A 24355-nucleotide genomic window follows, 5' to 3' on the forward strand; every position below is an offset into this window, starting at 1 on the left:
TATGAAGAACAACATAGATGACATCAACGGATGGCTCTATCACAGAATTCGCATGTGTATATGGAAGCAATGGAAACTACCGAGGACTAAATTTAGAAATCTCGTAAAGCTCGGAATTCCAGAACACTATGCGGCAACTATTGCGAACAGTCGCAGGAAGTATTGGTACGTTAGTAACAATAAGGCTGTGATTTGGGCGTTAAATAAAGAAAGACTGATAAACAGTGGCTTCTTTGATTTAGCCACAGCCTATCAGTCTGTGCACGTCAACTATTGAAAGCGCCGTATACCGAACGGTACGTACGGTGCTGTGAGAGGACGGCGGTTAGTCACCGCCTTCTACTCGATTATAGAGGAGTGCTTTTGAGTTTTATAGTTTAGGAGGAAATACAAATGTTTGATATTATAATAATCGGTTCCGGCCCTGCAGGGCTTTCGGCTGCGGTATATGCAAAGAGAGCCGGACTTAATATGCTTGTTATAGAAAAAAATCCTGTGAGCGGAGGACAGATAATCGACACTTATGAAGTGGACAATTATCTTGGAATTCCCGGTGTTAACGGATTTGATCTTGCAATGAAATTCAGGGAGCATGCCGATAAGTTGGGTGCGGAATTTGCTGACGGAATAGTTACGGGAATCGAGAAGAGTTCTACGGATGAAAAAGGAAAACCTATATTTAAAGTAAATACAGAGAATGAGAGCTATGAGACGCGCACAGTTCTTATAGCTGCAGGTGCACATCATTCCAAGCTCGGGATTCCCGGAGAAGAGGAATATATCGGAAAGGGAGTTTCATATTGTGCAACTTGCGACGGGGCTTTTTATAAGGGAAAGGTAGCTGCGGTTAACGGTGGCGGAGACGTAGCTGTTGAAGATGCGATATTCCTTGCAAGGTTCTGTGAGAAAGTTTATCTCATTCACAGAAGAGACGAGCTTCGTGCTGCGAAGATCTTGCAGGATGAGCTCTTTGGCCTTCCGAATGTAGAAGTTATCTGGGACAGCGTAGTTCAGGAAATACAGGGAGAGGGCAAAGTTGCAAATTTAAGAGTTAAGAATATTAAAGAAAATAAAGTCTCTGACCTTAATGTTGACGGTATTTTTGTGGCAATCGGTATACATCCGTCTACAGAAATCTTTGCAGATATTGTCGAATGTGACGAAACCGGATATGTGATTGCCGGAGAAGATTGTGCAACAAATGTACCCGGAATCTTTGCTGCGGGGGATTGCAGGAAGAAGAGGCTTCGTCAAATTGTTACTTCGGTGGCAGATGGTGCAAATGCCGTAACTGCGGCACAAGATTATCTTATAGTGTAAATAAATGCGTTATATCCTAATAATAACCGGAATACGAATTTTTTGTGAAAAATATATACAAAAAATTTGGTCAAAATTTGTTTGTTGTATATTTTTTTCAGTAATACTCTGGGAATATTGAAATTTTGGTGAACGTGTTGCAAAAGTTGACAAACGGAAGCAAATAGCGTATATTTGTATATGCGTAACAAAAATGTAACAAACCGGAGGTTTCTTTTGAAAAAAACTGCTAAACAGATTATGACCGCTAGTGTTGTAGCTGCAATAACAATTTCCAACATGAATAGTGTTTTAGTACATGCTGCACCTTCAAGGAGAGTAACGAGCGTTTTGCCTCAGGCAGGTTTTACATACGCTCTAGGGGATAATCAAGTATCACTTTCAACTCTTCAGAACAGTATCGACGAAGAAGAGAGTAGTTCAGGTAAAGGATCGAGCAAGAAATCGGGGAAGTCGGGGAGTCATGGGGATTCTTCAACTATCAGCAAATCTGTTGCTGATAAGATCGAATTAAGTTCTGCCGTTACCGATGCGACACCAAATGCTTCAAATATTACAGGAAGTCTTCTGCGTGATATTTTGAATGCGACCGGATCCGCAAGCGGAGACGAGTCAGGTAGTGATGAACAATCCCAGGATGATTCAGAAAAACAGAATGTTGACAATTTCGTAGTTGCCAAAGTTGAAGGTTATGTAAACATTCGTGATAACCCGAGTGAAACTAACACTGAAAAAATTGGTAAACTGCCTAATAAAGCCCTTGGTACTCTTTTAGAGGAAAAAGACGGCTGGTATAAGATTAAATCAGGCGATGTAACAGGTTGGGTTAAGGCTCAGTACTGTATCGTTGGCCAGGAAGCTGCCGAGTATGCAGAAGATGTTGCTACCCAGATGGGTACTGTTAATACACAGGAAGGTGTTCTTAAGACCAGAAAAGAACCCGGCACAGATGCTGACGTAATGGGTTATGTTGCTCCTGATGAACAGGTTATTATTCTTGCTGAAGAAGAAGACAGCTCAGGCCAGAAATGGTATAAGATAAGTATGGAGGAAGGTGACGTATACATTTGTGCTGAATACGTTAAACCTTGGCTCGATTATAAAGTGGCTGAATCTAATGACGCTGAGAAGAAACGTCTCGCAGAAGAAAAAGCTAAGACTGATGCCAATAAGAAAGCTGCTAGTAAGAATACATCCGATAAGGCTGTAGGTAAGGACTATAAGTCAGCTGCTTCTTATACAACAGAGACAAGCTCAATCGGATCTGCGGTTGCAGAGTTCGCTAAACAGTTCGTTGGTAACCCTTATGTTTACGGCGGAACAAGTTTGACAAACGGTGCTGACTGCTCAGGTTTCGTAATGAGTGTATATCAGAACTTCGGTGTAAGTCTTCCTCACAGTTCATCTGCAGATAGAACTCAGGGAGCTGCAGTCGATGGACTTGCAAATGCACAGCCCGGTGATATCGTATGCTACTCAGGTCACGTTGCTATCTATATTGGTGGCGGACAGATTGTACATGCTTCAACAGCTAAGACAGGTATTAAGATTTCTAACGCTGATTACCGTAAGGTACTCGCAGTAAGAAGAATCTTGTAATTGAATATTGAATTAGACTTTAGCAAGGAGCTGATTATTCAGCTCCTTGTTCATGTTTTCAATAAAGTGCACATAATAACAAAAGTCAATAACAAAAAGATTATTTTTTGAGAACAAAAGATTAATAAGTTATCCACAGGATGTGAGAAAAATTGTCTAAAAAATGGACTTATACACGAAGTTATCCACATTATCCACGAAAATATGAAGGATTAATTGATTTTTCCACGTTAAAAATCATGAAATAATTTTGTGCATCATTCACAAAAAAAGCGAAAATTTCAAAAGAGGTGGGTCAATTTTCGCTTATAAAATGTACTTATCGGGCTCAAAATGGTATACTGTACATATATAAATAACGGCCAAGGTGCAGTGAGCGTCAAATCTTAATATTGATGAAACATTACACGGGTCGAAGCAAAGGGGATGATTGCATGAAATTTACTATTGTAGGCAAGAACATTGATGTAACACCCGGACTTAAGGCAGCGGTAGAAGAGAAGATCGGAAAACTCGAGAAGTATTTCACCTCTGATACAGATGCCAATGTTACCCTCAGCGTTGATAAGGATAGACATAAGATCGAGGTTACCATTCCCGTTAAGGGCAAAATTATCCGTGCAGAGCAGGTCAGCAATGACATGTATGTATCGATTGACTTGGTAGAGGAGGTTATTGAGAGACAACTTAAGAAATACAGAAGTAAGATCGTTGATAAGCAGCAGGCTGAAGTCAGCAACTTCAAGAAAGAATATCTTGAGGCTGATTACATGGATGAGGAGACTATCCGCATCGAGAGGATCAAGAAATTCGATCCCAAGCCTATGTATGCAGAAGACGCATGCGTTCAGATGGAACTTTTGGGACACAACTTCTTTGTATTTGTTAATGCAGAAACAGACATGGTTAATGTAGTTTATAAGAGAAAGGGAAATACATACGGATTGATAGAGCCTGAAGTATGATACGAGAATTCTTTTTTGGCAAAACTAAATATACCATAGTATTTACAGGGTTGCTGGCTGTCAGCGCAGCAACCCTTTTTTGTTGCGGGCTTGTAAAAGACAGCAGAACGGTCGTTATAAATGAAGTGTGTGCGGATAATTTCGGCGCATACAGAAATGATGCCGGAGAGTACACGGATTATGTGGAGCTCTACAACATGTCCGGTTCGGAAGTTTCAGGATTATATATTTCCGATAGTAGAAAGGACCTGAAGAAATTCAGAATAGAAGAGGCGATTCCTGCAAACGGATTTTTTGTGGCAAGCATCTCCAAAGATGCGGAGAACGGCTTTGGCATTAGCAAAGACGGAGAAACGATCTATCTAAGTGATGAGGACGGCAATATGCTTGATGCCGTGACTCTTCCGAGACTTTCCTATGATGTGACTTATTCTAGGGAAGAAGACGGTAAAGGTAAGTTCGCATCTCTTTCGGCAACTCCCGGAGAGACAAACGGCGGTGCTTCCCATATTGATAATTCTTATATCGAAGGACCTGTTTTTTCTATAGAAGACGGATTCTATGACGAGGGAACCAAATTAAAGATCTCGTCTTCGCCGTGGGTGAATATTTTTTACACCGACGACGGAAGTGTTCCCGATGAGAATTCACAGAAATACAAGGGCGAGATTACTCTTACCGACGCGTCCGCAAAAGAAAATGTGTATTCGAATGAGATAATGTACCCGACCTACAATCCGCCCGGCTACAAGATTGACAAGGCGAATGTGATCAGTGCCGTGGCGATAAATAAGCTTACGGGCAAGAAGAGCAAAGTTGTGACGCACACGTATTTTGTCGGATATGATAAGAAGGAAAAATACAAGGATAAACAGATAATGTCCCTTGTCTTTGACCCTGCGGATCTTTTTGACCATGACAGAGGAATCTATACTCTGGGCAAGAAATATGATGAGTACAAGGAACTCGGGGGATTTACGGATTTGCCTGAAGACGAAGTTCCGGGAAGTTTCACGGATGATAACGGAGAAGTGTATTATAGAAGTTACTTCACTAATTCGGAGTTCTCGGGAAAAGAGTGGGAGAGAAAAGCGCATATGACTGCGTTTGATTCCGCTCATAAGGATTTCTTTTCCCAGGATATAGGTGTCAGGATATCGGGCGAGTCGACGAGGTTCGTGTATCAGAAAGCGCTCAACCTGTTTGCGAGAGATATTTATGATGGGCAAAAGAACTTTGCTAAGAGTTTTGTCTGTAACAATGAAAAGAAAGTGCGACTTCGAAAAGGCGATGGCAGGATAATATATCAGGAGCCGTTCATTCAGTCCGTGATAGGAGAAACGGGAATTCCTTTCCAGAATTCCGTCCCTGAAGTTGTCTTTATAAACGGCGAGTATTGGGGAATTTACAATCTCAGAGAACAGTACGATGATAACTATTTTGCCGAGCGCTACGGCATTCCGAAAGATATGTTATGGACTGAGAAAAACAGCGCAGTCGAGTGCGGAGATCCGGAGACGGATGAGAATTACAAGGCGCTGTATGATGTGATGATGAATGGCGATATGAGTGATGATGCGGTTTATTCGCAAGTTGAGAGCGAGATTGATATAGACAATATGATCGATTATTATTGCATGCTCTTATTCTTTAACGATACCGACATCGACGGCGAGCATAACAGATTTATGTTTAGGTCAAAAGAGCCGGGATACGGCGATTACGGTGACGGCAAGTGGCGCTTTGCTGCGTACGATCTTGATATTACCTGTGAGGATGTGGAAGCGGATACGGTTTCATATTACAGGGAACTTGATGAAAAGATGTTTATGCCGGGATTTTTCTATGAAAGACCTGGATTTAAGGAGCTCTTTTACAACAGGATGGTTGAGCTTACTGAGAATGAGCTGTCCTACGAGCATCTGAGTAAGAAGCTTGCTGAGTGGGACAAGATATACCGCGAGCAGAACATCGAGACGATAAGAAGGTTTGAAGAGGACGGATACTCTGAAAAGGAGTATGAGAAAGATCTTGCGGCGCTTGACTCATTTTTTAAAAACCGAAAAGAATATGTCCTTAAAATGCTTGAAAAAGATATAAAAGAGAATTAAAAATCATGAAGGAAACTTCCTGCGACGGTTTGGCAATTTGCTAAATAAAAACGTTTGTGGGAAGTTTCTTTTTATTGCATTTGACAAGGGGGTATGCTACAATAAACCTGTTCTGACAAAAATTTGTCAATCAAAGGTTTTATTAAGAAAAATCGAATAACGGACAGATAATTTTTTCAAAAAATGGAGGTAATACGTTATGGCACAGAAAGTAGTATTAGCGGGCGCGTGTAGAACAGCTATCGGCAAGATGGGTGGAGCACTCAGCGGCACACCGGCAGCAGAGCTTGGTTCTATAGTTATCAAGGAAGCACTTAACCGTGCAGGTGTTAAGCCTGAACAGGTTGATGAAGTTCTTATGGGTTGCGTAATCCAGGCAGGTCTTGGACAGAACGTAGCAAGACAGGCTTCAATCAAAGCCGGACTTCCTATCGAGACTCCTGCTGTAACTCTTAACGTAGTTTGCGGATCGGGTCTTAACTGTGTCAATATGGCAGCTGACCTTATCAAGGCAGGTGAGGCTGATATAGTAGTAGCAGGCGGAATGGAGAACATGTCTATGGCTCCTTACGCACTTCCCAATGCACGTTTCGGATATCGTATGAACAACGGAACAGTTGTAGATACAATGGTAAACGATGCTCTTACAGATGCATTCAATCACTATCACATGATGATAACAGCAGAGAATATCTGCGACAGATGGAACCTTACAAGAGAAGAGCTTGACGCATTTTCAGCAAATTCTCAGCAGAAGTGCGAGAAGGCTATGGCTGAAGGCAAGTTCAACGACGAGATCGTTCCCGTTCCCGTTAAGGTTAAAAAAGAAATGGTAGACTTCAAGGTTGATGAGGGCCCTCGTGCCGGCACAACAGCTGAGTCACTTTCAAAGCTTAAGTGCTGCTCAGGTAAGGAAGGCGGACTTGTAACAGCAGGTAACGCTTCAGGTATCAACGACGGTGCAGCAGCAATCGTTGTTATGAGCGAAGAGAAGGCTAAAGAGCTCGGAATCAAGCCTATGGCTACATGGGTTGGCGGAGCACTTGCAGGTGTTGAGCCCGAGGTTATGGGTATCGGACCTGTTGCAGCTACAAACAAAGTTCTTAAGAAGACAGGACTTTCACTTGACAATATCGATCTTATCGAGGCTAACGAGGCATTTGCAGCACAGTCTGTTGCAGTAGCTAAGGACCTTGGATTCGATATGAACAAGGTTAATGTAAACGGTGGCGCTATCGCACTCGGACATCCCGTAGGAGCTTCAGGATGCCGTATCCTTGTAACTCTTCTTCACGAGATGGGCAGAAGAGCAGATGCTAAGAAGGGTCTTGCAACTCTTTGCATCGGTGGCGGAATGGGTTGCGCTACAATAGTTGAAAAGTACGAGTAATATAGGGAAGAAAATGTGTGACGACTGCTGTGCTTGCACAGAGCAGTCGTTATACATTTGATGCCCGCGTATATCACGAAAAAATATAAATTGAATATTCAAAGGAGATAAAGACATGAGTTTTGTAAATTGCGAAGTTAAAGACAAGATCGCTGTTATTACAATCAATCGTCCTGAAGCACTCAATGCACTTAACTCACAGGTACTTGATGACCTTAATGCTGCTTTTGACAGCATCGACGTTAATGTTGTAAGAGCTGTTGTTCTTACAGGTGCAGGCGAAAAGTCTTTTGTTGCAGGTGCCGATATCGGAGAGATGAGCACACTCACAAAGGCTGAGGGTGAAGCTTTCGGTAAGAAAGGTAACGACGTATTCCGTAAGATCGAAGAGTTCCCGCTTCCTGTTATCGCTGCAGTTAACGGATTCGCTCTTGGCGGCGGATGCGAGATTTCAATGAGCTGTGATATTCGTATCTGCTCAGAGAACGCTATGTTTGGTCAGCCTGAGGTTGGTCTCGGAATCACACCCGGATTTGGCGGAACACAGAGACTTGCACGTCTTATCGGTGCAGGAATGGCTAAGCAGCTTATCTACACAGCACGTAACATCAAGGCAGACGAGGCTTACAGAATCGGTCTTGTTAATGCCGTATATCCTCAGGAAGAGCTCCTTGCAGCTGCTGAGAAGATGGCATCACAGATCGCTGCAAATGCACCTATCGCTGTTCGTGCTTGCAAGAAGGCTATCAACGATGGACTTCAGACAGACATTGATGCTGCACTTGTAATCGAAGAGAAGCTCTTTGGTTCTTGCTTCGAGACAGAGGATCAGAAAGAGGGAATGGCTAACTTCCTCAGAAAGAAAGACGATCCGAAGAAGGTTAAAGTTGTAGATTTTAAAAATGCATAAAGTAATCACTTGGCGAGGTTTTATCGAGCCTAGTGTACTACTTTGTTCCGGCGAGCGAAGCGAGAGCGGAACTTCCGATAGGGAAATAGTATATACACATAATAATTTATATATAGGAGGATTTTATAATGAAAGTAGCTGTTATTGGCGCAGGTACAATGGGCTCAGGAATTGCTCAGACTTTTGCTCAGGCTGAGAGCGTAGAGAAAGTATATCTTTGCGATATCAAGACTGAGTTTGCAGAAGGCGGATTTGCTAAGATCAAGAAGGGACTTGATAAGCAGGTTGCTAAGGGAAAGAAGACTCAGGAAGAGGCTGACAAGATCACAGGAAAGATTCAGACAGGTCTTAACGACATCTGTGCTGATGCTGATCTTGTAGTTGAGGCTGCTCTTGAGGTTATGGATATCAAGAAGAACCTTTTCAAAGAGCTTCAGGATAACATCGTTAAGAATCCTGATTGCATCTTTGCATCAAACACATCATCGCTTTCAATCACAGAGATCGGATCGGGACTTACAAAGCCTATCATCGGTATGCACTTCTTCAATCCCGCTCCTGTTATGAAGCTTGTTGAAGTTATCCAGGGTGCAAACACACCTGCAGATATGGTTGATAAGATCAAGAAGATTTCTGAGGATCTCGGAAAGACTCCTGTACAGGTTAACGAGGCAGCAGGATTCGTTGTTAACAGAATTCTTGTTCCTATGATCAACGAAGGTATCTTCGTATATTCAGAAGGTGTTTCAGATATCCAGGGTATCGACACAGCTATGAAGCTTGGATGTAACCATCCTATGGGACCCCTTGAGCTTGGTGACTACATCGGACTTGATATCGTTCTTGCTATCATGGATGTTCTTTACTCAGAGACAGGCGATTCTAAGTATCGTGCTTGCCCTCTTCTTCGTAAGATGGTTCGTGGTAAGCAGCTCGGTGTTAAGACAGGAATCGGCTTCTACAACTATGCAGACGGAAACAAGGTTCCTACTGATAAATAATAATCACTTGCTGAGGTTTTTTCGAAGCTAGTGAGTATTATTGTTCTGGCGAGTGCGAAGCACGAGAGCAGAACCTCTGCTTTTTAAGTATGAGAGCAGAACCTCTGCTTTTGTAAGCACGAGAGCAGAACCTCATTATGAAAAATAATTATTATTTAAAGAAAAAATTTGGAGGAAATTATAATGGATTTTCAGCTTGATCAGCAACATGAAATGGCGAGAGCTCTTTTCAAAGAATTCGCAGAAAAAGAAGTTAAGCCACATGCAATAGACGTTGATGAGACAGAGGAATTCCCTATCGAAACTGTAAAGAAAATGCAGAAATTCGGTTTCATGGGTATTCCGATTCCCAAGGAGTACGGCGGACAGGGATGTGATCCCCTTACATACGCTATGTGTGTAGAGGAGCTTGCTAAAGTATGCGGTACTACAGCAGTTATCGTATCAGCTCACACATCACTTTGCTGTGACCCTATCATGACATATGGTACAGAAGAGCAGAAGCAGAAGTACCTTGTTCCCCTTGCAAAGGGTGAGAAACTTGGTGCTTTCGGTCTTACAGAGCCCATGGCAGGAACAGATGCTCAGGGTGTTCAGACTAAGGCTGTTCTTACAGAAGATGGTAAAGAGTGGATCCTTAACGGTTCTAAGTGCTTTATCACAAACGGTGAGGTTGCTGATGTTTACATCATCATCGCTTACACAGATATCGTAGAAGATAAGAAGGGAAGAAAGCAGAAGAAGTTCTCAGCATTCATCGTTGAGAAGGGAACTCCCGGATTCACATTCGGAACAAAAGAGAACAAGATGGGTATCCGTGGTTCTTCTACATACGAGCTTATCTTCCAGGATTGCCATATTCCTGCAGAGAACCTTCTTGGTGCTCGCGGAAAAGGATTCCCTATCGCAATGCACACTCTTGACGGCGGACGTATCGGTATCGCTGCTCAGGCTCTTGGTATTGCTGAAGGCGCACTTGACAGAACAGTTGAGTACGTTAAGGAGAGAAAGCAGTTCGGCAGATCAATCGGCGCTTTCCAGAACACACAGTTCCAGCTTGCTAACATGGCTACACAGTGCGAAGCTGCAAGACTTCTTGTATATCAGGCAGCTGATGCAAAGAAGAATAAGTCTTACTACGGCGTAGAAGCTGCTAAGGCTAAGCTTTATGCTGCTGAAGTTGCTATGGATGTTACAACAAAGGCTGTACAGCTTCACGGTGGTTACGGATATATCAGAGAGTACGAAGTTGAGCGCATGATGCGTGATGCTAAGATCACTGAGATCTACGAAGGAACATCAGAAGTTCAGAGAATGGTTATCTCTGGCGATTTACTTAAGTAATCACTTGGTGAGGTATTATCGGCTGTGAGAACCTGACGAAGTGTTTTTGAGTCTGGTTCGAACGTGTTATACCGAGTGAAAACGAGGTATAACTTCCTTGATATGGTATTGTGACAAAATAAATAAGGAGAAAAAATAATGAAAATTGTAGTTTGCGTTAAGCAGGTTCCCGATACAAAGGGCGGCGTTAAATTCAAACCCGATGGAACATTGGATAGAGGTGCTATGCTTGCAATCATGAACCCTGATGATAAGGCAGGACTTGAAGCAGCACTTAGATTAAAAGATCAGTACGGCGCAGAGGTTACAGTTCTTACAATGGGACTTCCCAAGGCTGAGGCTGTACTTAGAGAAGCATTTGCTATGGGCGCTGACAAGGGAATCCTTGTAACAGACAGAGTACTCGGCGGTGCTGACACATGGGCAACATCTTCAACTATCGCAGGTGCTATCAGAAACCTTGAGTATGATCTCATCATCACAGGCCGTCAGGCTATCGATGGAGATACAGCTCAGGTTGGACCTCAGATCTCTGAGCACCTTAACCTTCCTGTTATCTCTTACGCAGAAGAGATCAAAGTTGATGAGAAGGCTAAGACTGTAGAAGTTAAGAGACAGTTCGAAGACAGATATCACATTGTAAAGGCTAAGATGCCTTGCCTTGTAACTGCTCTTTCAGAGCTCAACGAGCCCAGATATATGACTCCCGGCGGAATTTTCGATGCTTTCGAGAAGGAAGTAACAGTTTGGGGCAGAGCAGATCTTAAGGACGTTGATGATTCTAACCTTGGACTTAAGGGATCACCTACACAGATTGCAAAGGCTTCTGACAAGGTTAAGAAGGGTCAGGGAGAGAAGGTTGTTCTTGACTCTGCTGATGAAGCAGTTGAATATCTGATGGGTAAGCTTGTAGAGAAGCATATCGTTTAATTAACATAGGAAAAGGAGAAGCGTCATGTCTTTAGAAGAATATAAAGGTGTATTTATCTTTGCTCAGCAGGTTGACAATGAAATTTCAAGCATTGCACTTGAGCTTCTGGGCAAAGCAAAGAATCTTGCAGAAGATCTTGATGAGAAGAAAGTTACTGCAGTATTACTTGGAAGTGGAGTAAAGGGTCTTGTTGACGAGCTTGCACAGTACGGTGCTGACAGAGTTATCGTTGTTGACGATCCTGCTCTTAAGGATTACAGAACAGAGCCTTACACACACGCTCTTGCATCTGTTATCGATGAGTTCAAGCCTGAGATCCTCCTTGTTGGTGCTACAGCAATCGGTAGAGATCTTGGTCCCAGAGTATCATCAAGAGTACATACAGGACTTACAGCTGACTGTACAAGTCTTGAGATCGGTGATTTCCCGATCAATCCTGTTCCGAATCAGGAGCAGAAGCACAAACAGCTTCTTATGACACGTCCTGCATTCGGTGGAAACACAATCGCTACAATCGCATGTCCTGACTTCCGTCCTCAGATGGCTACAGTACGTCCGGGCGTTATGCAGAAGATTGATCCTATCAAGGGTGCTAAGGCAGAAGTTGTTGAATTCAATCCCGGATTCGAAGAGAACAATTGCTATACAGAGATCGTTAAGATCGTAAAGGAAGCTACAAGCGTAGCTGATATCCAGGCTGCTAAGATCCTCGTATCAGGTGGTCGTGGAGTTGGTTCTGCAGAGAACTTCAAGCTTCTTGATGACCTTGCAGAGGTTCTTAACGGAACAGTATCATGTTCACGTGCCGTTGTAGATTCAGGCTGGAAGCCCAAGGATCTTCAGGTTGGACAGACAGGTAAGACTGTTCGTCCCGCACTTTACTTTGCAATTGGTATTTCAGGTGCTATCCAGCACGTTGCAGGTATGGAAGAGTCAGACATCATCATCGCTATCAACAAAGATGAGAATGCTCCTATCTTTGACGTAGCTGATTACGGTGTAGTAGGAGATCTTAACAAGATCCTTCCTGTACTCACAAAGAAGATTAAGGAAGCTCTTGCAAACAAGTAAAAAAGTGCTCCACGAACCCCCTAGGGGGCTTGTGGAGCGTTTTTATTCTGCCGTATACTCATTTATGGTGTTAAAAAAATAACAGTATTGGAGGATATGGCTATGCATATGGCGGACGCATTGGTTGCTCCGGCGGTTGCCGGAACGATGTATGTATTATCTACAGGAGCAGCCGGAGTTTCTGTAAAGAAGGTAAGAGAGGAAAGTGATGAATCCAAGATCCCGGTAATGGGAGTTATGGGAGCATTCGTATTTGCTACACAGATGCTTAATTTCACAATCCCCGGTACAGGTTCATCGGGACATCTTTGCGGAGGTATGATGCTCTCAGCGATGCTCGGACCATTCGCGGGATTTCTTACAATGATAGGAGTGCTGCTGGTTCAGTGCCTGTTGTTTGCAGACGGCGGACTGATGGCGCTTGGATGTAATATCTGGAATATGGCGTTCTACGGGTGCTTTATCGGATCTCTTTTGATATGGCGTCCCATCATGAAGAAAGGCGCTACGAAAATAAAAATTGCACTTGCATCGATACTTGGATGTGTTCTGACATTGCAGCTTGGAGCATTCTCGGTTACTATGGAGACATTGATATCGGGAATCACTGAACTTCCTTTTTCGACTTTTGTTGCAACAATGCAGCCAATCCACCTTGCAATAGGATTCGTGGAAGGGCTTATCACATCTGCGGTTCTTATATTTATACATGAAGCAAGACCTGAACTTCTCTGGGGAATCGGCGAGAGCACAGAGAAAAGGGATGCTAAGCTTTCATTTAAGAAAACAATCATTACGATAGCGGTAGCAGCAGCACTTTGCGGCGGCGTTGTTTCACTTTTTGCATCTGCATTCCCTGACGGACTTGAGTGGTCCATGGAGCAGGTTGCAGGAACAACAGAGCTTGAAGCTCAGGGACAGGCTTACGAGACAGCGGAAGCAATCCAAGAGACGACATCTCTTTTGCCCGATTATGCATTCCCCGACAGCGAAGCGGCAGCGGGAACAAGCTTTTCGGGAATTGTCGGAGCGCTTATCGTTGCCGGACTTTCAGCAGCTTGCTGCTATGCATTCAGATTCTTTAGAAGAAAGACTGAGACTCAGACAGCTTAATGGACAGTATTGAGAAAAAAATCTTAGAACTGAACAGACTACAAGACATTCAGCAGCGTTCTCATTGGATGAATAACCTTCATCCTTTGGGAAAGCTGCTTATTAGCATTATGTACATTTTTTTGGTGACGTCGGTTGGAAAGTACGATTTGGTCACGCTTATTCTTATGTCGGTGTACGTTATCTTTACCTTTATCATTGGCGAACTCTCGGTAAAAGAGGGAATCTACAGAATGAGACTGATCTTGCCGCTTGTAATGTTTGTGGGAGTGTTCAATCCTTTTTTTGACAAAAGCAGCGTGCCGGTCGCGGGCTTTGCGGTGCGCGGCGGGATAGTATCAATGGTCACGCTTGTCATCAAAGGACTGTACACGGTGTTTGCGGTCTATGCTCTTGTTGCGACGACTTCCATAGATGATATCTGTTACGCGCTTAGGAGCATCAAGGTGCCCAAGATAATCGTTATTGTCATAATGCTGATATACAGATATATTGATGTTATGGCGGGCGAAGCGGACAGGATATACACTGCGTACAGGTTAAGGGCGCCGGGGCAAAAAGGCATTGAATACAGATCCTGGGGCACTCTGGTCGGACAGTGGCTTCTTCGCAGCATGGACAAGGCGCAGATTGTATATGAGAGTATGCTCCTTCGCGGATTTAGGGGCGATTTTATCCCTAAGAAAAAGGGGGTAAAAAAACTTGATGTGATATATCCGCTTGTCTGGGCAACAGTTCTTTTGCTCATAAGGTTTCATGTGTTTGGCGCATAAGCTTTGTGAATATGATGGGTAAAAATGGTTTGAGTGAGGTGCGTTATGAAAACCGGAGTAAACGGTGAACTTTTGAATATAGAGAACTTGAGCTTTTCGTATGAAAAAGACAATGTGGTCTTAAAAGACATTTCTTTTAAGGCATGCTACGGTGAGAGTATCGCGCTTGTCGGTGCGAACGGAATCGGCAAATCGACGCTAATGAAGCTCATGGTCGGGCTGTATATGAACTACACGGGTGACATAACCGTTGCGGGACATAAGATGTGCAAAAAAAATCTCGACCATATAAGAGAGCATATCGGCTATGTTTTTCAGGATTCGGACAGCCAGCTCTTTTTGTCAACGGTCGAAGACGATGTGGCATTCGGCCCTCGTAACTACGGGCTTTCTGAGAAAGAAGTTGAAGAAAGGGTATCAGAGGCGCTTAGACTTGTGGGAATAGAGCGGCTTAGAAATAATAAGACATACAAATTGTCGGGCGGTGAAAAAAAACTTGCGGCGATAGCAACGATTCTTTCGATGAAACCCGATATAATAATTATGGATGAACCTTCGATAGCCTTGGATCCGAGGAACAGGAAAAATCTTATCAAGGTGCTCACGGGAATCGGCGGGCTTAAGATCATAGCTTCGCACGACCTTGATTTTGTGAGAAATACCTGTGAGAGAACGATTCTTTTGGACGAGGGAACAATAGTTGCCGACGGAAGAACGGAAGATGTTCTCGGAGACGAAAAGCTGTTAGAGGAACATGGACTTTAATGAGAAAAAGTGTATACATTAATGCGTTGAGAGCTTATCATTAAAGTGATAAAATAATAATTGATACAGTGTATATTTTGGAGGTAGACACATGAGAAAAGTAGTACTTGCAGGAGCATGCAGAACAGCAATCGGAACAATGGGGGGAGCACTTAGCACAACACCTGCTCCGGCACTTGGAACTATTGTTATCAAAGAGGCACTTAACCGTGCAGGAGTTAAACCTGAACAGGTTGATGAAGTATATATGGGATGTGTTATCCAGGCAGGACTTGGGCAGAATCCCGCAAGACAGGCAGCATTAAACGCAGGTATTCCTGTTGAGGTTCCCGCTACAACAATCAACGTATTGTGCGGATCGGGTCTTCACTGCGTTAACCTTGCAGCAAAACTTATCGGAATGGGAGATGCTGATATCATCGTAGCAGGCGGAATGGAGAACATGTCGATGGCTCCTTATCTTATGCAGCAGGGAAGATACGGATATCGTATGGGATCCGGAGAACTTCAGGATGCTATGATTAAAGACGCACTTACAGATGCTTTTGGCGGATATCACATGGGTATCACAGCTGAGAATATCGCAGAACAGTGGCATCTTACAAGAGAGCAGCTTGATGAGTTTGCAGCATGGTCTCAGAACAAGGCTGAGAAAGCAATCGCAGACGGAAAATTCAAGGAAGAGATCGTTCCTGTAGAGATAAAGAAAAAGAAAGAGACAATCATTTTTGACACGGACGAAGGTCCAAGAAAGGGCGTTACAGCAGAGGGTATCGCACATCTTAAGCCCGCATTCAAGAAAGACGGCGTGGTTACAGCAGCGAATTCTTCAGGAATCAACGATGCCGCATCGGCAATAATCGTTATGAGTGAAGAGAAGGCAAAAGAGCTTGGTGTTAAGCCTCTCGGAACATGGATTGCCGGAGAGCTTGCAGGTGTAGAGCCCAGCATCATGGGAATCGGACCTGTAGCAGCAACTCAGAAAGTTATGAAAAAAGCCGGATATTCAATCGGTGATTTTGATCTTATCGAAGCAAATGAGGCTTTTGCCGCACAGTCAGTGGCTGTTCAGCATGACCTCGGATTCAGCAAAGATGTACTTAACGTAAACGGTGGAGCAATTGCACTCGGACATCCCGTTGGATGCTCCGGAAACAGAATTCTTGTTTCACTTCTGTATGAGATGCAGAGAAGAGATGTTCATAAGGGACTTGCAACTCTTTGTGTTGGCGGTGGAATGGGCTGCGCTGCAATTGTAGAGCGATAAATGACTTAAAACTCATGGAGGCTTTTGATGGCTGATCGTTCAATTATGCTTGTTGATGATAATGACATTAACAGAGGTATCCTTGCAGAGATTTTTAAAGATAAGTACAACATCATAGAGGCGAGTGACGGAAGTGAAGCTGTGAGACTTATCAATCAGGAGCGCTCAAAGCTTGCTGCCATATTGCTTGATGTTATCATGCCGGGAATGGACGGTTATGCTGTTCTGGAATCTATGGTAAGCCAGGATAACTTAAACGAGAAAATTCCCGTGCTCATGATCACTGCGGATACGTCTACCGAGGCAGAAAGGACCAGCTATGAGAAAGGCGCGGCGGATGTGATCCATAAGCCTTTCGATCCTGTCATCGTAGACAGGCGCGTTTCGAAAGCGATTGAGTTATACGATCATAAGAACAATCTTGAGACCAAGGTGGACGATCAGACGAGAGTCTTGAAAAAGCAGTTCATCTACCTTAAGAAACAGGAAGAAAAACTTCGTTACAGTAACGAAAAAGTCATAGATACAATAGCAACGATCATTGAGTTCAGAAATATGGAATCGGGCTATCACCTTAAGAGAATAAAAGGATTCGTGCGAATACTTGCTCTTACGGCGATGAACAATTATCCGGAGCTCGGTCTTACACCTCACATGATAGAGGTAATAACACAGGCTTCCGCCATGCATGATGTAGGTAAGATCTCGGTTCCCGATTCAATCCTTCTTAAACCCGGAAGACTTACTTCGGAAGAGTTTGAAGTAATGAAGTCTCACACGACAAGAGGGTGCGAGATAATCGAGAAGCTCAAAGATATTCAGGATAAAGAATACTATGAAGCATGCCTTGATATCTGCAGACACCACCACGAAAGATATGATGGAAGAGGCTATCCCGACGGACTCAAGGGCGAAGAGAACTCTATAGGAGCTCAGCTCACAGCCATTGCAGACGTATATGACGCGCTTGTGAGCGATCGTGTATACAAATCCGCATACCCTGTGGATAAAGCCTATGAGATGATCAAGGACGGCGAATGCGGTGTGTTCTCACCCAAGCTTCTTGCTTGTTTCGAATTTGCGAGACCCGATATGGAAAAGCTTGTTGCTCAGACCAAAGCCGCCGAAGCGGCAGAGAAAAACAGCTATTCGCCTTACGGAAGTTGAAAAAAATATTATTGACAAAGACGCCTGCGGTACATATAATATAGTTTGTTGCCGCAGGCGACACTATGTGAGTGTAGCTCAGCTGGATAGAGCGTCTGGCTACGGACCAGAAGGTCGCGAGTTCGAATCTTGTCACTCACATTACTACTTAAAAGCGTATCGGATTGATACGCTTTTTTCTTTTTGGTATACTAATTTGGTATGAAAAAGATGGAATTAATAGCCCCTTGCCACTTTGGCCTGGAGGCGGTACTCAAAAAAGAAATAATAGATCTTGGCTACGATATAACTGAGGTCTCGGACGGCAGGATAACTTTCGCGGGCGATGCGGATGCAGTATGCCGTGCCAATATTGGTCTTAGAACTGCGGAGAGAATACTCATAAAAGTAGGAGCATTCCGCGCAGAGTCTTTCGAAGAGCTGTACCAGGGAGTCAAGGAACTTCCTTGGGAAGAGTTTATCCCCGAGCGAGGAAAGTTCTGGGTAAAAAAAGCATCAAGCGTTAAGAGCAAACTCTTTAGCCCTTCAGATATTCAATCAATTACTAAAAAAGCTATAGTTGAAAAGCTTAAACTCAGTTATCACACAGACTGGTTTAAGGAGGATGCGGAGAGCTATCCGATCAGAGTTTTTATCATGAAGGACGAAGTCACTGTGGCGCTTGATACGACAGGTGATTCCCTTCACAAAAGAGGCTACAGAAAGCTTGAATCCAAGGCACCTATCGCCGAGAATCTTGCGGCTGCGCTTATTATGCTGACACCTTGGAATGGCAGCAGAATACTTGTGGATCCTTTTTGCGGAAGCGGAACTATCCCTATTGAAGCTGCGATGATGGCGGCAAATATAGCTCCCGGAATGAACAGGAACTTTACCGCGGAGAGCTGGACACATCTTATTACACCTCAGAACTGGAAGGATGTAAGAGAAGAGGCTCAGGAAGAGATAATCACAGATATTGATGTCGATATTCAGGGCTACGATCTTGAGCCCGAGATGGTTGAGATTGCAAGGATCAACGCCAAAAAAGCGGGTGTTGAGAACATGATCCACTTCCAGGCCAGAGATATAGCGGATTTAAGCCACAGGAAGAAATACGGATTTATTATCACAAACCCTCCGTACGGTGAGAGAATCGGTGAAAAAGAAATCCTTCCGCAGCTTTACAAGACAATAGGAGAAAGATACAAGAGCCTTGACGCGTGGTCGATGTACCTTATAACAGGCTATGAGCAGGCTGAAAAATATATAGGCAAAAAAGCTGATAAGAACAGAAAAATTTATAACGGAATGATCAAGACTTACTTTTATCAGTTTATGGGACCCAAGCCTCCAAGAAGAAGCGAGTGAGCCATTGTCATGAAAAAAGAGGAAATGAGAAAAGCAGCGGTTCTGACAGCAGTATTCGGTGTTGTTTCTATCACGCTTATGCTTCACAGATCCGCAACCAAACATATACTTATAACGGATGCCGCAGAAATGCCCGTGAGTAGTGTTAATTCGGGGAAATCTTTTGACCTGCTGATCCAAAAAGGAGAGCCGGAAGACGGAAAGATGAAACTTATCATTCCTCTTGCAAAGAGCGTAAGTTCTGAGGATATCAAGCTTGAAGACAGGTATTCCGACCATGAACTTCTTATCTACGTTGACTGTAGAGAAGAGGGGTTTTACGGCGACAATGCGATTGTTTCGGATAACGATATTCTGGAGAGCGCCGTTTGCCATACAGAAAACGATGCGGGCAGAGTGTGCCTTGATTTTAAACTTGACGGCTTTTATGCAAATGAGAGCGCGCTTACCGATCACAGTACGATTGAGGTCGAGTTTTTTAAACCAAAGGAAAGATATGACAAAGTTGTCCTTATCGATCCTGAGATAAACACGACGTTTGGCGGAATTTTGTCGGCAGCAGGTCTGTCCGAAAATGAGGTCACGCTTGATGTTGCGCAGAGACTTCGCAGTATAGCGGAAAAAGATGTGGAGAACAAGGTAAAGTTCTTTTTTACCCATATGACGGATACCGATATTTCGGATGAGAGTAAAGAGCTGCTGATCAAAGAATCTTGCGCCGATATGGCTGTCAAGATAGCTACGTCAGATTCTGAAGACAAAGACAACAACGGAATAGAAACATATTACAACGGAACTTATTTTATAAGAGATCTTAGCAACGTGAGATTTGCCGATATTGTGGAGCGTAGCTGCGCGGACAATACGGGAAACACGGCGCTTGGAATATATGAATGTGACGAGAGCGAGGCTCTTATCAAAAACTCCGGAGTTCCTTCCGCCAAGATTTCATTGGGATATCTGACGGGAAATAAGGATGCGGAGAAGCTTGCTACGGGCTCTTACAGGCAAAAGGCCGCTGAGGGCATCTATCAGGCGATTTTAGACGGCTATAAGGAGATGGAATGAGAATAGTATTTGCAACCGGAAATAACGACAAATTGAAGGAAATACGCGAGATTTTGGATACTCTGAATATAGAGATCATCTCGATGAAAGAAGCAGGCGTTTTTGAAGACGTGGAAGAAAACGGTAAGACGTTTGCGGAAAACTCAATGATCAAGGCATCTGCGATTGCACAGATCATTAAGGATAAGTTCCCGAAAGAAGCGGAAGAGACGATAGTTCTTGCTGATGATTCGGGACTTGAGATTGACTATCTAAACGGCGAGCCGGGTGTATATTCGGCAAGATATATGGGAAAAGAAACATCATATACCGAGAAGAACAACAATCTCATAGAGAGATTAAACGGAGTTCCCGACAGCGAGCGTACCGCGAGATTTGTATGTGCCATTTCAGCTGTTCTCCCTGACGGAAAAAAACTTTCTACAGTCGGAACAATGGAAGGCATAATAGGCTACGAGATTGCCGGAGCAAACGGTTTTGGTTACGATCCGATCTTTTATCTTCCCGAATACAAGAAGACAAGTGCTGAGATATCGGCGGATGAAAAGAATGCAATTAGTCACAGAGGAAAAGCGCTCAGAGAGATGGCTAAACTTCTGAAAGAAGAGTTGGCGTAATTGTCATTTGATGGCAGGATAGGATGATTTCCTGTTATTTCGAATAATGCGCTATACATATTTGGTACGGGAGACTGATTGATGCACAGATATTTGGTGGTGAGTGATACTCACGGGAGAGATGACAACTTTTATAAAGTTCTTGACATAGAAGGAGCGGTTGACGGAATAATCCACTGCGGAGATTTTGAAGGCTCTGAAGGGAAATTTGCGCTGGCTGCCGATTGTCCCGTGTACTTTGTTGCGGGAAATAACGACTTCTTTTCATCGCTTGGAAGAGAGCTGACATTTACACTTGACGGGCATAAGGCGTTTCTTACGCACGGACATCAGTATCTTGTGAGTATGGATCTTGAGAATCTTCGAAGTGAAGGAATTTCGAGAGGCGCAGAGCTTATTTTTTACGGACATACACACAAGCCTGTTGCGAAAACTATGGGCGGTGTTTACATCTTCAACCCCGGAAGTCTCGCATATCCCAGACAGGAAGGAAGACGGCCAAGTTACCTCATTTTGACCATCGAAAAAGATGATATAAAATATGAAATAAAATACCTGTAAATACGGGATTTTGCAACATAAAAATATTTAAAAAATAAGAAAAAATAGTGTTGACAAGCCCCGAAAGACTATTATATAATAAATCTCGCGTTACGGCTTAGACCTTAATGCGAACAAGACGGGGTGTGGCTCAGCTTGGCTAGAGCACCTGCTTTGGGAGCAGGGGGTCGCAGGTTCGAATCCTGTCACCCCGATCAGGGGACAAGCTAAACATTATCTGAATATTGTATATGTGCGGGTGTAGTTCAATGGTAGAACACTAGCCTTCCAAGCTAGATACGTGGGTTCGATTCCCATCACCCGCTTTGAGCAGAACACTTGGCGAGCTGAGAGAACTTGCTGAGGTTTTACCGAAGCTAGTTCGAACGTCTTCCGGCGAGCGAATGCGAGAGCGGAAGTTCCTTTTTATTAACGTCAAGTTCGGCAAATCAGTGCACTGCTTCTAAAACATGTGTCCGTAGCTCAGCTGGATAGAGCAACGGCCTTCTAAGCCGTGGGTCGGGGGTTCGAATCCCTTCGGGCACATTTTTATATGGTGGCTATAGCGTAGTTGGTTAACGCGCCAGATTGTGGTTCTGGAGACCGAGGGTTCGAGTCCCTCTAGCCACCCTAAGTAATCACTTAATTACTTTTGTGTATTACTTAGTTCTGACAAACACATAGTGTGAGTTCGGAACAAACTTTTGTAATTGCTACAGCGGAGTATAGCGTTAAGCTCTTACAATCTTGGGCTATCGCCAAGCGGTAAGGCACAGCACTTTGACTGCTGCATACGACGGTTCGAATCCGGCTAGCCCAGTTAGCGGTGAGATGTTTCGTCGCAAAATTACATAATATTTACATGGGATATTAGCTCAGGTGGTAGAGCACTTGACTTTTAATCAAGTTGTCGGGGGTTCGAATCCCCCATGTCTCATTATTGAAGATCGCTTAAACAGTACGTTTGAGCGATCTTTTTTATACGCGTGTCATACTTTGAAACGTGTATGGTATTAGAAAGTAAAGTGCACCGTACAGGGAGCAAAGAGAACAATCTGTGTGGTGCATATTTTTGCTTCAGCACCGTACAGGTAGTGAAGAGAATAATCTGTGTGGTGCATATTTTGACTTTGGCACCGTACAGGTAACGAAGAGAATAATCTGTGTGGTGCATATTTTTGCTTCAGCACCGTACAGGTAGTGAAGAGAATAATCTGTGTGGTGCATATTTTGACTTTAGCACCGTACAGGTAGCGAGAGAATAATCTGTGTGGTATTTGTTCGCTCAACAGCGCAATATTCAAAAAATGTTGAATCCAAGTTACTGATAATAGTAAAGAATAAAATCAAGAGATGTCGGACGCCCTATATTAAAGTGAAACACACTCGAGAGATGCTGGGCGTCCAATATATAGATCAAGTTATCAACGGGATAAGCCCGTCGCTTTAAATTTCATGTAATACGTGTAATAGAATAGGAACAGAATAGTAGTGGTTATCCATGTTATCGGGTAGCTTGCTTCTATTGTCTCAATCTGAGGGTAGAAAGGAAATACTCCCTTTATCCATACGATTCGAAGAGCACAGATTCCGCAGAGCGTAATGATCATTGGAATAATAGCGGTTCCCATTCCGCGAAGCGTTCCTGAGAAAATCTCAACACCAAGGAATGTGAAGTAGAACGGGGCAAGGAAGTGCATCATCTGAACACCGATAGCAATTGTCTCGGGACTGTCAGGTGTGAAGAATGACAGCAGCTGTGCAGCCCAGATGTAGAAGATCAGTGTTATGGGAATCGTGATCGAAAGCGCGATTCCAAAGGCGCACTTTGTGCTTTCTTTTACCCTGTCAAGTTTTCCTGCACCGTAGTTCTGTCCTGAGAACGTTGTAACGGCGATTCCGAGCGAATTTATGCCCATCCAGAATATTGAATCAAGCTTTCCATACGCTGCCCATGCTGCGATGTAATTAAGTCCGAAACCGTTTATAGATGTCTGTATGAGCAGGTTTGAGAATGTGTACATTGTGGACTGAATTGCAGCGGGAAAACCGATGCTGATAATCTTAAGTAAAATGAGCACATCAAAGCGTATCTTGCTGAGTATAAGCTTATATGAATCGGTTGCCTTAGTAAGCAAAAAGATAATGATACAGGCGCTTATAAACTGACAGATTATTGTTGCGATAGCGGCACCTGCAACACCCATCTTGAAATGAACCACAAAGAGAATATCGAGAAAGATATTTATAAAGCAGCTTACGATCAAGACATAGAGCGGTCTCTTGGAATCACCGACAGCTCTTAATATGCCGGCTCCGATATTGTAGACAAAGTTAAATACCATTCCCATAAAGAATATGCGAAGATATGTAACGGAAGAATCTATGATATCGGGAGCTGTATCCATAAGGATGATTATGCGTCTTGAAAAGGTATACCCCAAATACGTAATAATAAGCCCACCGACGATTGCAAGAGCGATTGCGGTATGAACTGCCTTGGACACTTCTTCGTGCCTCTTAGCACCGTAAAATTGCGCAATAATGACCGTTGCACCGGACGATAGTCCCATAAAGATTCCCACAAAGATATTTACGATGATCGCGGAAGATCCACCGACGGACGCAAGACCCTCCGGACCCAGTACGTTACCTACTATCAGAGTATCGGATATATTGTAGAGTTGCTGGAAAAAAGAGCCCAAAAGAAGAGTAAGGAAGTACATAAGCATACTTCCCAGAATAGGCCCTGTAATGATCGAATTATCAATCTTTTTGTTCATAGAAAAAAGTCCCTCATAAAAATATTTACAGCAGATATTATAGCAGGAGTTGTAAAATAATTAAATCGTGATTATATAGATAAAATCGTACATCCGAAGCATAGAACTGTAATATTTGCTGGGAAAAAATATTACAAAGAACAATGAGACGTGAGCATTTCTGTTGAACAGAAGTTTCCGATTCAATAAAAAAGGTTCTCCATGCGCTAGCATGAAAAACCTCCCAACAAAATGCGGATAAAGGGACTTTATCCAAAATATAGCACAGTT

The 24355-nt window shown here is 43.5% G+C and carries 20 protein-coding genes, 7 tRNA genes and 1 pseudogene; 27 read left to right on the top strand and 1 reads right to left on the bottom strand.

Going from position 1 to position 24355, the window contains the following annotated elements; translation table 11 throughout:
* From DL92_RS0105750 to DL92_RS0105880, 27 genes and pseudogenes are all read left to right on the top strand, one after another.
* Positions 1-277 (top strand): annotated as a pseudogene (locus tag DL92_RS0105750) (group II intron reverse transcriptase/maturase); the annotation flags it as partial.
* Between the two features lie 116 nt (positions 278-393).
* Positions 394-1320 (top strand): thioredoxin-disulfide reductase, encoded by a 927-nt coding sequence (gene trxB / locus DL92_RS0105755; RefSeq protein WP_026667168.1) that lies wholly within the window; start codon positions 394-396, stop codon positions 1318-1320.
* Positions 1321-1536: 216 nt separating this feature from the next.
* Positions 1537-2919 carry a C40 family peptidase gene (locus tag DL92_RS0105760; protein ID WP_026667169.1) on the top strand — a complete coding sequence of 461 codons (1383 nt, stop codon included), beginning with the start codon at positions 1537-1539 and terminating at the stop codon, positions 2917-2919.
* A 434-nt stretch (positions 2920-3353) separates the two neighbouring features.
* A complete protein-coding gene (gene hpf / locus DL92_RS0105765; protein WP_026656764.1) occupies positions 3354-3884 on the top strand; it encodes a ribosome hibernation-promoting factor, HPF/YfiA family in 531 nt (176 codons plus the stop codon).
* Positions 3881-5995, top strand: a complete 2115-nt coding sequence (locus tag DL92_RS0105770) for a CotH kinase family protein (RefSeq protein WP_026667170.1) — start codon at positions 3881-3883, stop codon at positions 5993-5995. The genes hpf and DL92_RS0105770 overlap by 4 nt, the downstream gene beginning before the upstream one ends.
* Before the next feature lie 199 nt (positions 5996-6194).
* A complete protein-coding gene (locus DL92_RS0105775; RefSeq protein ID WP_026667171.1) occupies positions 6195-7385 on the top strand; it encodes an acetyl-CoA C-acetyltransferase in 1191 nt (396 codons plus the stop codon).
* Positions 7386-7500: 115 nt separating this feature from the next.
* Positions 7501-8295, top strand: a complete 795-nt coding sequence (locus tag DL92_RS0105780; RefSeq protein ID WP_026656769.1) for an enoyl-CoA hydratase-related protein — start codon at positions 7501-7503, stop codon at positions 8293-8295.
* Positions 8296-8423: 128 nt separating this feature from the next.
* Positions 8424-9296 (top strand): 3-hydroxyacyl-CoA dehydrogenase family protein, encoded by an 873-nt coding sequence (locus DL92_RS0105785; protein WP_026656770.1) that lies wholly within the window; start codon positions 8424-8426, stop codon positions 9294-9296.
* 183 nt (positions 9297-9479) lie between these two features.
* On the top strand, positions 9480-10640 hold the full coding sequence (locus tag DL92_RS0105790) for an acyl-CoA dehydrogenase (RefSeq protein ID WP_026656771.1): 1161 nt from the start codon (positions 9480-9482) through the stop codon (positions 10638-10640).
* 138 nt (positions 10641-10778) lie between these two features.
* A complete protein-coding gene (locus tag DL92_RS0105795; protein WP_026514598.1) occupies positions 10779-11570 on the top strand; it encodes an electron transfer flavoprotein subunit beta/FixA family protein in 792 nt (263 codons plus the stop codon).
* 25 nt (positions 11571-11595) lie between these two features.
* Positions 11596-12642: an electron transfer flavoprotein subunit alpha/FixB family protein gene (locus DL92_RS0105800; RefSeq protein WP_026656772.1), complete on the top strand. Its 1047-nt coding sequence runs from the start codon at positions 11596-11598 to the stop codon at positions 12640-12642.
* A gap of 102 nt (positions 12643-12744) precedes the next feature.
* The gene (locus DL92_RS0105805) at positions 12745-13755 is read left to right on the top strand and encodes an energy-coupling factor ABC transporter permease (protein WP_026667172.1); all 1011 of its coding nucleotides are present in this window, start codon (positions 12745-12747) and stop codon (positions 13753-13755) included.
* A complete protein-coding gene (cbiQ, locus tag DL92_RS0105810) occupies positions 13755-14528 on the top strand; it encodes a cobalt ECF transporter T component CbiQ (protein ID WP_026667173.1) in 774 nt (257 codons plus the stop codon). Before DL92_RS0105805 ends, cbiQ begins: the two co-directional genes overlap by 1 nt.
* 45 nt (positions 14529-14573) lie before the next feature.
* Positions 14574-15293 (top strand): energy-coupling factor ABC transporter ATP-binding protein, encoded by a 720-nt coding sequence (locus DL92_RS0105815; RefSeq protein WP_026667174.1) that lies wholly within the window; start codon positions 14574-14576, stop codon positions 15291-15293.
* 91 nt (positions 15294-15384) lie between these two features.
* Complete coding sequence (locus tag DL92_RS0105820) at positions 15385-16560, top strand: acetyl-CoA C-acetyltransferase (RefSeq protein WP_026656774.1); 1176 nt, start codon at positions 15385-15387, stop codon at positions 16558-16560.
* Positions 16561-16587: 27 nt separating this feature from the next.
* On the top strand, positions 16588-17727 hold the full coding sequence (locus DL92_RS18390; protein WP_034462165.1) for an HD domain-containing phosphohydrolase: 1140 nt from the start codon (positions 16588-16590) through the stop codon (positions 17725-17727).
* Between the two features lie 67 nt (positions 17728-17794).
* Positions 17795-17868: transfer RNA gene (locus DL92_RS0105830), tRNA-Arg, on the top strand.
* A 60-nt stretch (positions 17869-17928) separates the two neighbouring features.
* Positions 17929-19077, top strand: coding sequence for a THUMP domain-containing class I SAM-dependent RNA methyltransferase (locus DL92_RS0105835; protein WP_026667175.1), 1149 nt, complete (start codon positions 17929-17931; stop codon positions 19075-19077).
* A gap of 9 nt (positions 19078-19086) precedes the next feature.
* A complete protein-coding gene (locus tag DL92_RS0105840; protein WP_026667176.1) occupies positions 19087-20145 on the top strand; it encodes an N-acetylmuramoyl-L-alanine amidase family protein in 1059 nt (352 codons plus the stop codon).
* Positions 20142-20762, top strand: a complete 621-nt coding sequence (locus DL92_RS0105845; protein ID WP_026667177.1) for an XTP/dITP diphosphatase — start codon at positions 20142-20144, stop codon at positions 20760-20762. The genes DL92_RS0105840 and DL92_RS0105845 overlap by 4 nt, the downstream gene beginning before the upstream one ends.
* 81 nt (positions 20763-20843) lie before the next feature.
* Positions 20844-21323 carry a metallophosphoesterase family protein gene (locus DL92_RS0105850; RefSeq protein ID WP_026656778.1) on the top strand — a complete coding sequence of 160 codons (480 nt, stop codon included), beginning with the start codon at positions 20844-20846 and terminating at the stop codon, positions 21321-21323.
* Between the two features lie 119 nt (positions 21324-21442).
* Positions 21443-21517: transfer RNA gene (locus DL92_RS0105855), tRNA-Pro, on the top strand.
* 40 nt (positions 21518-21557) lie between these two features.
* A tRNA-Gly gene (locus DL92_RS0105860) sits at positions 21558-21628 on the top strand.
* A 146-nt stretch (positions 21629-21774) separates the two neighbouring features.
* Positions 21775-21848 (top strand) — tRNA-Arg (locus tag DL92_RS0105865).
* 10 nt (positions 21849-21858) lie between these two features.
* Positions 21859-21932, top strand: a tRNA-His gene (locus DL92_RS0105870).
* 118 nt (positions 21933-22050) lie between these two features.
* Positions 22051-22122: transfer RNA gene (locus DL92_RS0105875), tRNA-Gln, on the top strand.
* Positions 22123-22166: 44 nt separating this feature from the next.
* Positions 22167-22239 (top strand) — tRNA-Lys (locus tag DL92_RS0105880).
* A 487-nt stretch (positions 22240-22726) separates the two neighbouring features.
* Here the strand turns inward: DL92_RS0105880 and DL92_RS0105885 are convergent.
* Positions 22727-24085, bottom strand: coding sequence for an MATE family efflux transporter (locus DL92_RS0105885; protein WP_026656779.1), 1359 nt, complete (start codon positions 24083-24085; stop codon positions 22727-22729).
* Positions 24086-24355 lie beyond the last annotated feature (270 nt).

The sequence above is a fragment of the Butyrivibrio sp. AE2005 genome (assembly GCF_000686965.1).
GTDB classification, from domain to species: Bacteria; Bacillota; Clostridia; order Lachnospirales; family Lachnospiraceae; genus Butyrivibrio; species Butyrivibrio hungatei_A.